The organism is Archangium sp. (assembly GCF_036388035.1).
GTDB lineage: Bacteria > Myxococcota > Myxococcia > Myxococcales > Myxococcaceae > Archangium.
In genome coordinates, this window is sequence record NZ_DASVSO010000865.1 from 1 (window position 1) to 9,910 (window position 9,910).

The 9,910-nt window shown below is 69.6% G+C and carries 7 protein-coding genes; 5 read left to right on the forward strand and 2 right to left on the reverse strand.

Annotation, left to right across the window (positions count from 1 at the left end; genetic code table 11):
- On the forward strand, window positions 1–1,899 hold a 1,899-nt coding region (locus VF697_RS35675; protein ID WP_331102152.1), incomplete at its 5' end, for a GAF domain-containing sensor histidine kinase.
- On the opposite strand, the gene VF697_RS35680 is transcribed toward VF697_RS35675, so the two are convergent.
- The gene (locus VF697_RS35680) at window positions 1,871–3,208 is read right to left on the reverse strand and encodes an adenylate/guanylate cyclase domain-containing protein (protein ID WP_331102153.1); all 1,338 of its coding nucleotides are present in this window, start codon (window positions 3,206–3,208) and stop codon (window positions 1,871–1,873) included. The two genes, VF697_RS35675 and VF697_RS35680, sit on opposite strands and share 29 nt — an antisense overlap.
- 74 nt (window positions 3,209–3,282) lie before the next feature.
- On the reverse strand, window positions 3,283–4,014 hold the full coding sequence (locus tag VF697_RS35685) for a hypothetical protein (protein WP_331102154.1): 732 nt from the start codon (window positions 4,012–4,014) through the stop codon (window positions 3,283–3,285).
- 144 nt (window positions 4,015–4,158) lie between these two features.
- Between VF697_RS35685 and VF697_RS35690 the strand changes: the two genes are divergently transcribed.
- The 4 genes from VF697_RS35690 to VF697_RS35705 form a co-directional block, all read left to right on the forward strand.
- Window positions 4,159–5,721: a serine hydrolase gene (locus tag VF697_RS35690; RefSeq protein ID WP_331102155.1), complete on the forward strand. Its 1,563-nt coding sequence runs from the start codon at window positions 4,159–4,161 to the stop codon at window positions 5,719–5,721.
- Between the two features lie 244 nt (window positions 5,722–5,965).
- Complete coding sequence (locus tag VF697_RS35695; RefSeq protein WP_331102156.1) at window positions 5,966–7,402, forward strand: DUF3375 domain-containing protein; 1,437 nt, start codon at window positions 5,966–5,968, stop codon at window positions 7,400–7,402.
- Window positions 7,399–8,013 carry a DUF4194 domain-containing protein gene (locus VF697_RS35700; protein ID WP_331102157.1) on the forward strand — a complete coding sequence of 205 codons (615 nt, stop codon included), beginning with the start codon at window positions 7,399–7,401 and terminating at the stop codon, window positions 8,011–8,013. Before VF697_RS35695 ends, VF697_RS35700 begins: the two co-directional genes overlap by 4 nt.
- Window positions 8,010–9,910 (forward strand): ATP-binding protein (locus tag VF697_RS35705; RefSeq protein ID WP_331102158.1); only part of this gene is annotated, 1,901 nt, incomplete at its 3' end. The genes VF697_RS35700 and VF697_RS35705, both read left to right, overlap by 4 nt.

Below are 9,910 nucleotides of genomic sequence, written 5' to 3' on the forward strand. Positions count from 1 at the left end.
GGGCCCCGCGAGCAGGATGCACTGGCGGCGGTGAACCAGCTCCTCTCGCCGCTCGCCCACGCCCGGGGTCCCCGGGGGCTGCTCCAGGCGGTGGCGGACGCGGTGCGCTCGCTCACCGGCTTCGACCGGGTGATGGTGTACCGCTTCAACGCGGAGTGGCACGGCGAGGTGCTGGCGGAGAGCCTCGCCCAGGGGGTGGAGGGCTTCCTGGGCAGGCACTTCCCCGCCAGTGACATCCCCGCCCAGGCCCGCGCCCTCTACGTGCGCAACACCTTGCGCCTCATCTCCGACGCGCGTGCCAGGCCCGCTCCCCTGGTGCCCGCCGTGCTTCCGTCCCTCGGGCGCCCGTTGGACCTGTCCGGCGCGGCCCTGCGCAGCGTGTCGCCCGTGCACCTGGAGTACCTCGCCAACATGGGCGTGACCGCCTCCATGTCCATCTCGCTGGTGAAGGACGGCTCGCTGTGGGGGCTCATCACCTGCCACCACTCCGCGCCACGGCACCTGTCGGCCTCCACGCGCCAGGCCTGCGACGTGCTGGCCCGGTTGCTGTCGTTGCAGCTGGGGGCCGAGGAGCGCGGCGCCGAGGCGGAGGAGCTCGTCCGGCGCGCCTCGCTGCGGGCCCGGCTGATGGAGCGGCTCTCCCAGGGCGCCAGCGCGCTGCCCGCCCGGCTCGCCCAGGAGAGGGATCTGCTGCTGGCGCTCACCAGCGCGGGCGGCGCGGCGCTCCTGCTCGGCGAGTCGCCCATCCTCGTGGGGGCCACCCCTCCCATGTCCGCGGTGGTGGAGCTGGCCTTCTGGCTGGCGGAGCGGCCCTTCGGCTCCGCCTTCTTCACCGAGCGGCTGGCCGAGGTGTACCCGCCGGCCGCCGCCTACGCGGACGTGGCCAGTGGCCTGCTCGCGGTGAGGCTGGACTCGAGTCCGAACCTGCCGCGCTACGCGCTCTGGTTCCGCCCGGAGGTGGCGCGCACCGTCACCTGGGCGGGCAACCCGCGCAAGCCGGTGGTGCGGGAGCAGGGCGGCACCCCGCGCCTCCACCCGCGCGCCTCCTTCGAGGCCTGGCAGGAGACGGTGCGCGGGACGAGCGTCCCCTGGACGCGGGTGGACCTGGAGAGCGCGGAGGGCTTCCGCGGCGGTCTGGTGGGCGTGGTGTTGCGCCAGGCCGCCGCCCTGGCCCGCTCCAACCAGGAGCTGGACGCCTTCGGCGGCACCGTGGCGCACGAGCTCAAGGAGCCCCTGCGGGGCCTCCAGCACTACGCGAGCTTCTTCCTGGAGGACCATGGCGCGGCGCTCGACGCGGAGGCGCGCAAGCAGCTCGAGGACATGCGGTGGCTGGCGGAGCGCACCCAGGGGCTGTTGGAGGGCCTCTTCGAGTACAGCCGGGTGGGCCACGTGGAGCTGGCCTGGGGCGAGCGGGACATGCAGGAGCTGGTGGAGGACGTGCTCCTCTCGGTGGCCTCGCGCCTGAAGGAGAACCGGGTGGAGGTGCGGATTCCCCGCCGGTTGCCTCGGGTGGAGTGCGATGGGGTGCGCATCCGCCAGGTGCTGGCCAACCTCCTCATCAACGCCGCCCAATACCACCAGGAGGGCGAGCCCCGCTGGGTGGAGGTGGGCTTCCACGGTCCGGGCGAGCCCCTCTCGCACCCGTTGAGGAAGCGGCCGGAGGAGTACGTCTTCTACGTGCGCGACAACGGCATCGGCATCCCCGAGCGCTTCCACGAGGCCATCTTCGAGATGTTCCGCCGGCTGCACCCGGCACGTGCCTACGGCGGCGGCAGTGGAGCGGGGTTGGCCATCGCGCGCCGGCTCACCCGCCTGCACGGGGGCGAGCTGTGGGTGGAGTCCGCGCCCGGTGAGGGCTCCACCTTCTTCTTCACCCTGGGAGAGAAGTCCCGCGGGTGAAGACGGTGAACACGGGCACGGGCTGCGCCTTGCCCTTCACCGGCACCTCGCCGAGCGCCTTCACCGGGAAGGCGGGGCCCAGTGCCTGACGGGTGGAGGCGGACAGCAGCACCTCCGTCCCGAGCTCCTTGTTCAGGCCCTCCAGGCGCGACGCGGTGTTCACCGTGTCGCCAATGACGGCGTACTCCACCCGCTGCGCCGTCCCCAGCGTGCCCAGCACCACCGGGCCGGTGGAGACGCCCACGCCCATGCGCAGCTCGGGCAGCCCCCGCTCGCGGAAGCCGGTGTTCAGCCGCTCCATCCCCTCGAGCATCTCCACCGCCGCCCGCACCGCCCGCTCGGCGTGATCCGCCAGGGGCACCGGTGCGCCGAAGGTGGCCATGATGGCGTCCCCGATGAACTTGTTCACCGTGCCGCCGTGTGCGTGCACCACCGGGACGATGGCGCCGTAGTGCGCGTTGAGCACCTCCAGCACCTCGTGGGGCGGCATCCTCTCGGAGAGCGAGGTGAAGCCGCGCAGGTCGGTGAAGAGCACCGTCACCTCGCGCAGCTCGGCGGGGCCCTTGCCGTCCTCATCCAGCACGCCGCGCACCACCTCCGGCGCCACGTACCGGCCGAACAGCTGCAGCACCTTCTGTCGCTCGCCAGCGATCTGCCCCGCCTTCCGGGCGATCTTCCGCGCGTTGGACGCCGCCCACGCCGCCAGGGCGGTGGCCGCCACGAAGATGAAGGCCCGGAGCAGCCAGAGCCGATCCGCGGGGAAGTGCCCCATCGTGTCGATGAGCGCCAGGTCCGCCTGGGATCTCGCCAGCACCGCCGCGGCGCCGTTGGCCACCAGCGACACCGCGCCGTTGAGCACGCACGCCACCGGATCCTGCCGCACCCCGGCCGCCAGCAGCATGAAGAAGGCGAACATGGGCAGGGGAGAGGCCCCCAGGTACACGGGGGTGGCCACTCCTCCCCGTTCCGGCTCGAAGCCCACCAGCACCAGTGCGAACGTGAAGGCCGCGAGCAGCAGCGCATCGAACAACGTGCTGATCCGCCCGAGCAGCGGCCGGTAGGGCCGGCGGTACAGGAAGACGAGCCATCCCCAGCACGAGAGGAGGATGGCGGCCAGCATGAACGGGACGAAGGCCAGCACCTCGGGCGGGACGTCCGTCTGGAATTGGCCCCAGAACAGCTCGATGGACACGATGGCGGTGAACATGAGCGCCCGGATCCACGCCACCAGCCGCTCCCCCTTGGCGGCCTCCTCGCGGACCGCCTCGTTGGCGGCCAGCACGGACTCGGTGCTCGTCTCCGTCCTCATGTCCGGGAAGATAGCGGCTTTTGCCGCCGCGGATCCTATCCGTCGCGCTGAGCTCGGCGGGGTGCGAAGCGGGCCTACTGCCCCGTGAGGAAGCGCCCGTCCTTGCCCAGCGCGAAGCGCGACGTGTGCTCCAGCGTCACGTCCAGGTAGAGCTTCTTGCCCTTCGGCCGCAGGCTGACCGAGGGCACCAGGAGCTGGTGCTGGGGCGGCGTGCCGAGGGCGACCCAGGCGCGCCACCCGTCGGTGCCCAGCACCACCCACCGCGACTCCTCGGCGGGAGTGCCCGGAGCCACCACCATCTTCACCAGGAGGATGGCCAGGCGGCCGTCCGGTGCCGTCCAGGAGGAGTCCAGGGTGTACTGGACCTCCTCCGCCTGCCAGGTGGACCAGGTATTCACCACGCAGTAGCCGTCCGTCCCCGGCCGCAACAGCATCAGGCCCGCTCCCTTCAGGAGCGTCACCCCCACCAGCTCCACGGGGCCGTCGGCGAGCGAGAGCTGGGACTGGAAGGAGCTCCGCACCTCGGGCCCGTGCGGCGGCCGGAAGCCGAGTTGCGGCAGGGACAGGTCCGGAACCAGGGAGCGAGGCCCCAACGTGCGCACGAGCTCCGCCTCCAGCGGCGCCTCCTGGGCGATGCGCTCCGGGCACTTCGGTGAAGGCACCGGTACCGGCGGAGCCTGCACCTGCTGCATCTGGGGCTTCGGGGGGGCCAGCGCGTCTCGCAACTCCGCACACCCGGTGCACAGCAGCGCCAGCACCCACGACAACCCCCACGCACTTCCCACCCGCGTGCTACCCGCTCGCATCCTGGTCCTTTCGAGAGGCTCGGAGGCGCAGGGTACGCCAGTCCCACGTCATCTGCCCACCCGTGCGCCAAGGGGGGGCCCCGGTTGTTCCCGACTCCCCCGAGGGCTATACGGCGATGACGTTTCCGACCCGGAGCCTGGTTGATGCATCGACGTGCCGCCGTACTCCCCGTCCTCTTCGCGCTCTTCCTGTCGCTCGGTGGCTCCGTCGCCTTCGGGCAGGCGTCCCCCCTCGCGGGCTTCGACGACTCCGCGAACAACGCCATCCGGGAATGGAACGTGCCGGGCCTGGCCGTCTCGGTCGTGAAGGACGGCAAGGTGGTCTTCTCGAAGGGGTATGGCCTTCGCGAAGTAGGGAAGCCGGCTCCCGTCGATGAGCACACGCTCTTCTCGATCGGCTCGATCTCCAAGTCCTTCACCGCCCTGGCGCTGGGCCTCCTGGTGGAGGAGGGCAAGCTCTCCTGGGATGACCCCGTCAGCCAACACCTTCCGTACTTCCAGATGTATGACCCCTACGTCACGCGCGAGCTCACCGTCCGGGATCTGCTCACGCACCGCAGCGGGCTCCCCGACGTCAGTGGCGGCATCCTCTGGTACGGCTCCGACTACAGCCGCGAGGAGGTGCTGAAGCGGGTCCGCTACATCAAGCCGGTCTCCAGCTTCCGCGGCACGTATGCCTATCAGAACGTGATGTACATGGCGGCGGGGGAGGTCGTCCGTGCCGTCTCCGGCAAGAGCTGGGACGACTTCATTCGCGAGCGTCTCTTCACCCCGCTCGGGATGGAGGAGAGCCAGTCGCTCTTTCGCGACCTGAAGACGTCGCGGAACGTCGCCCTGCCGCACGTCCGCATCGACGGCAAGCCGGTCGCCATTGCCTATCGCGACTCCGACGCCCTCGGCCCCGCCGGCTCCATCCTTTCCAACGTCCACGACATGGCCAGGTACATGCAACTGCTGCTCGGCGAGGGCACCATCGACGGCAAGAAGCTCTACGGCGAGAGCGTGGCCCGGGAGCTCTTCACGCCGCAGATGGTCGTCCCCGTGCCGCCGTCGTCACGGCCCGAGTTCAAGTCGATCGATCCCCGGTTCCGCGCCTATGGGCTCGGCTGGTTCCTGCGGGATTACCGCGGGCGCAAGCTCGTCTCGCACACGGGCGGGATGGATGGCATGACCGCGGTCGTCATGCTCGTGCCGGAAGAGAAGCTCGGCATCACGGTGCTCTCCCACCAGGATGGCGCCCTCTTCAACGGGATGGCGTTTCGGATCCTCGATGCCTACCTCGGCGCGCCCAGGACGGACTGGGCCCAGGTGCTCCTGAAGTATCGCGGGGAAGGGGAGCGGCAGGCGAAGGAGGCCGAGGCGAAGCTCGTGGCGGCGCGAGTCCAGGGGACGAAGCCCGCGCTCGAGCTCGGCCGCTATGCCGGGAGCTACCGGGACCGGATGTACGGGAACCTCTCCGTCACCCAGGAGAACGGAAGGCTGGTGCTCGGGTTCAGCCACAGCCCCTCGTTCACGGCGGACCTGGAGCACTGGCAGTACGACACCTTCCGCCTTCATTGGAGGGATCCGATGAACTTCCCGAAGGGCTTCCTGACGTTCTCCCTGGACTCGAAGGGAAACATCAAGGGCTTCACGTTCGACCAGCCCAAGCTGCTCGATGTGAACTTCGACGAGCTGGCCGTCGAGCGCGTTCCAAACGCCCGGTGAGTCACCCCCCAGGTCGGGCTTTGCCTCATGCCCGCTCGCCGAGCAGCCGGGTTCCCAAGCCCGACTGTCTGCTGTTCAGGCAAGGCATCCCTCCCACCTGAATGGAAGTACAGCCAAGGAGCCCTCTCCTTCTTATGAAAGAGAGACGCTCTCACGGCCGATCCACGCCCTTCGCGTGATGTCCTGGTCCCCGCGCTGAGCGGCCTCAATCGGGTGTTGGAGCCCGATGGTAGAGGCAGACACCATGGACTTCGCAACGCTCGAGACCCTGCGACAGAAACATCCCGCGTGGCGGTTGCTCGTCGTGGACCACGCGCCCCTCATCATCAGCTTCCTGCATGGCGTCTTCCTCGAGGCCAACGCGCGAAGCCTGCCTCAGCGCGAGCTGGTCCTGCGGCTCGAGGATCATCTGCACGCACTGCGCGAGCGCTTGGGAGAGGACGCCTTTCCACGCACCGCCGAGGCCTACCTCGAGGAGTGGGCGGCGAACGGGCGGGGCTGGCTGCGCAAGTTCTACCCGCCCGACACGGACGAGCCCCACTTCGATCTGACGCCCGCGGCCGAGCGCGCCATTCGCTGGCTCGTTCAGCTCACGGAACGGCCCTTCGTGGGAACGGAGTCGCGGCTGCTCACCATCTTCGACCTGCTCAAGCAGATGACGGAGGGGACGGAGGTGGATCCCCAGGCCCGGCTCGCGGAGCTGGAGCGCCGCAAGGGTGAGCTGGAGGCGGAGATGGAGCGCCTGCGCGCCGGGCACCTGGAGTTGATGGACGAGTCGGCCATCAAGGATCGCTTCCAGCAGATGGCGGACACCGCGCGCGGGCTCCTGTCCGACTTCCGGGAGCTGGAGCACAGCTTCCACGAGCTCGACCGGGTGCTGCGCGAGCGGATCGCCACCTGGGAGGGCTCCAAGGGCGAGCTGTTGGAGGCTGTCTTTGGCGAACGCGACGCCATCAGTGGCTCGGATCAGGGGCGCAGCTTCCGCGCCTTCTGGGACTTCCTCATGTCGCCCGCGCGCCAGGAAGAGCTCACCCTTCAGCTCGAACGGGTGCTGGCCCACCCGGCGGTGCGGGCACTCCATCCGGACCCCCGGCTGACGCGCATCCACTTCGACTGGCTCGAGGCGGGCGAGCACACCCAACGCACCGTGGCGCGGCTCTCCGAGCAGCTCCGGCGCTACCTGGACGACCGGGCGTGGCTGGAAAATCGCCGCATCATGCAGTTGCTGCGCGGCATCGAGCAGCATGCGCTCGCGGTGCGTGCCCACCCGCCCGGGCGTGCCTTCATGGAGCTGGAGGAGCCCGCCCCCGCGATGGAGCTGCCCCTGGAGCGGCCTTTGTTCTCACCGCCCTCGCGGCCACGCATGGTGGACGCCAGCGTGCTCGAGGCCACCGAGGAGATCCCCGCCGAAGCCCTCTTCCAGCAGACCTTCATCGACAAAGCGCAGCTGCGGGAGAATGTCCGTCACGCGCTCAGGGCCCGCGAGCAGGTGTCGCTCGCGGAGCTCCTCCAGGAGCACCCGCTCCAGCACGGCCTCGCCGAGCTGGTGGCCTACCTCAGCCTCGCCGTTGAGGACAGGCATGCCGCGGTCGAGGAAGCACAACCCCAGACACTCTTCTGGACGGATGCACGCGGCTGCATGCGCCGCGCCGTCCTTCCCCTGGTGCGATTCCACCGATGACTCTTCCCACTTCAAGTTCCACCGGACCCGCCCATTCCCTCTCCCAGGTGCTCGTCGCCCTGATGAAGGGCGTGGTCTACCAGGAGAGCGACCCGGGGCTCTGGCAGGGGTTGCTCTACCTGCAGGGGCAGGTGCGGGACCAGGTGACGGTGCTGGGCCTGCAGTTGATGCTCGACGAGGCCGAGGGCTACGCCTACCTCCGCCAGCGGCCCAACGCGGAGGGTGAGCCCGAGCTGCCCCGGCTCGTGCCGCGCCGACAGCTCAGCTATGGCGTGAGCCTGCTCCTCGCGCTCCTGCGCAAGAAGCTGGCGGAGGCGGATGCGACGGGCGGCGACAGCCGGCTCGTACTCCGGCGCGCCGACATCCTGGAGATGATCCGCCTCTTCCTGCCCGAGGGCACCAACGAGGCGCGTCTGGTGGACCGGCTCGACACGGACATCACCCGGGTCGTGGAGCTGGGATTTCTTCGCAAGCTGCGTGACAGCGCCGATGCGTTCGAGGTCCGCCGCATCCTCAAGGCGTTCGTCGACGCTCAATGGCTGGACACCTTCACCCAGCGGCTCGCGGACTACCGCGCCCACCTCGCCGAGGAAGGAGGAGACACCGCATGAACACCGAGCTTCCTGTCACGCCAGGAGAGCTGCTCGACGTGGACACGGCCACCGAGCGCTCCGGTTTCCGGCTGCACCGCTTCGAGGCCTACAACTGGGGCACCTTCCACCAGCGGGTGTGGCACCTGGATCTCCGCGGGGACAATGGCCTGCTCACCGGGGACATCGGCTCGGGCAAGTCGACACTGGTCGACGGGCTGGTGACGTTGCTCGTGCCCCCGCAGAAGCTCGCCTACAACAAGGCCGCGGGAGCGGAATCGCGCGAGCGCACCCTGCGCTCGTATGTGCTGGGACAGTACAAGTCCGAGCGCGGGGAGGGAGGGCATGGCGCTCGGCCCATCTTCCTGCGCGACGGGACGAGCTACTCCGTCCTGCTCGGCCACTTCTACAACGAGGGGTACGCGCAGCACGTCACGCTCGCCCAGGTGCTCTGGATGCGCGAGGCCGAGAACCAGCCGATGCGGCTCTACGTGGTGGCCGATGGGCGACTCTCCATCGCCGAGCACTTCTCGGGCTTTGGCGCGGACCTTGGAGCCCTGAAGAAGCGCCTCAAGGGCCTCACCCGCGAGGTCCACGACACCTTCCCGCCCTACCAGGCCGCGTTCCGACGGCGCTTCGGTATCGGGAACGAGCAGGCGCTGGAGCTCTTCCATCAGACGGTGTCGATGAAGTCCGTGGGCAACCTCACGGACTTCGTGCGCCAGCACATGCTGCAACCTCTCAACGCCGAGAAGCGTCTGGAGGCCCTCATCGCGCACTTCGACGACCTCCACCGCGCGCACGAGGCCGTCCTCAAGGCCAAGCGTCAGGTGAGTCAGCTCGAGCCCCTGGTGCGGGACTGCGAGCGCCATGGCGTGCTGGAGGCCGAGCTGAGAGCGCTCCGCGGCAGCCGCGAGGCGCTGCGGCCGTGGTTCTCCGAGCAGAAGGCGCGGCTCGTCGAGACGCAACTCGTGGAGGTGAAGGCGGAACGGGAGCGCGCACGGCTCGAAGGGGAACGGCTGACGGAGGCGCGGGCCCAGCAGGGGATGGAGCGGGATCGGCTCAAGCAAGCCATCGCGGCCAATGGCGGCGAGCGCATCGAGGCGGTGAAAGCGAGCATCGCCCAACGACAGCGAGAGAAGGAGGAGCGGACCCAGAAGGCCGAGCGGTACGCGCGGATGGCCCAGGCCGTGGGGTTCCCGGCGGACGTGGACGCGGAGCGCTTCCTGGCCAATGTCCGCGAGCTTCCCAGGCTGCGCCAGACGGCGGAGCACGAGCTGTCCCACACGCAGAACGCCCTGACGGACAGCGGGGTCGAGCTGCGCGATCTCAAGAGCAGACAGCAGGAGCTGACGGCCGAGCTCGAGTCGCTCCTGCGACGCCGCTCCAACATCCCCCACCGCATGCTGGAGCTGCGCGAGCGGCTGTGCACCGACCTCGGGCTCCCCGTGGAGGCGCTGCCTTTCGTTGGCGAGCTGTTGCAGGTTCGCGAGGAGGAGCGTGACTGGGAGGGGGCCGTCGAGCGGGTGCTGCATGCCTTTGGCCTCTCGCTCCTGGTGGCGGACGCGCATTACCCCCAGGTGGCGCAGTGGGTGGAGCGCACCCACCTGGGCGGACGGCTCGTCTACTACCGGGTGCATGAAGAGTCCGCGGCGCGGGCGCCCACGCTTCATCCCCAGTCGCTGGTGCGCAAGCTCGCCATCAAGCCGGACTCGGACATGTTCCGCTGGCTGGAGGCCGAGCTGGCCCGGCGCTTCAATTATGTGTGCTGCGACACCCTGGAGCAGTTCCGGCGCGAGCACCAGGCGCTGAGCCGCGCGGGCCAGACGAAGGGCAGGGGAGAGCGACACGAGAAGGATGACCGGCATCGGCTCGATGACCGCTCCCAGTGGGTGCTAGGCTGGACGAACGAGCAGAA

Excerpts from the sequence above, each read along its gene's own strand:
- VF697_RS35690 (WP_331102155.1), top strand. The coding sequence starts at position 4,159 with ATGCATCGACGTGCCGCCGTACTCCCCGTCCTCTTCGCGCTCTTCCTG.
- VF697_RS35695 (WP_331102156.1), top strand. The coding sequence starts at position 5,966 with ATGGACTTCGCAACGCTCGAGACCCTGCGACAGAAACATCCCGCGTGG.
- VF697_RS35680 (WP_331102153.1), bottom strand. The coding sequence starts at position 3,208 with ATGAGGACGGAGACGAGCACCGAGTCCGTGCTGGCCGCCAACGAGGCG.
- VF697_RS35685 (WP_331102154.1), bottom strand. The coding sequence starts at position 4,014 with ATGCGAGCGGGTAGCACGCGGGTGGGAAGTGCGTGGGGGTTGTCGTGG.
- VF697_RS35700 (WP_331102157.1), top strand. The coding sequence starts at position 7,399 with ATGACTCTTCCCACTTCAAGTTCCACCGGACCCGCCCATTCCCTCTCC.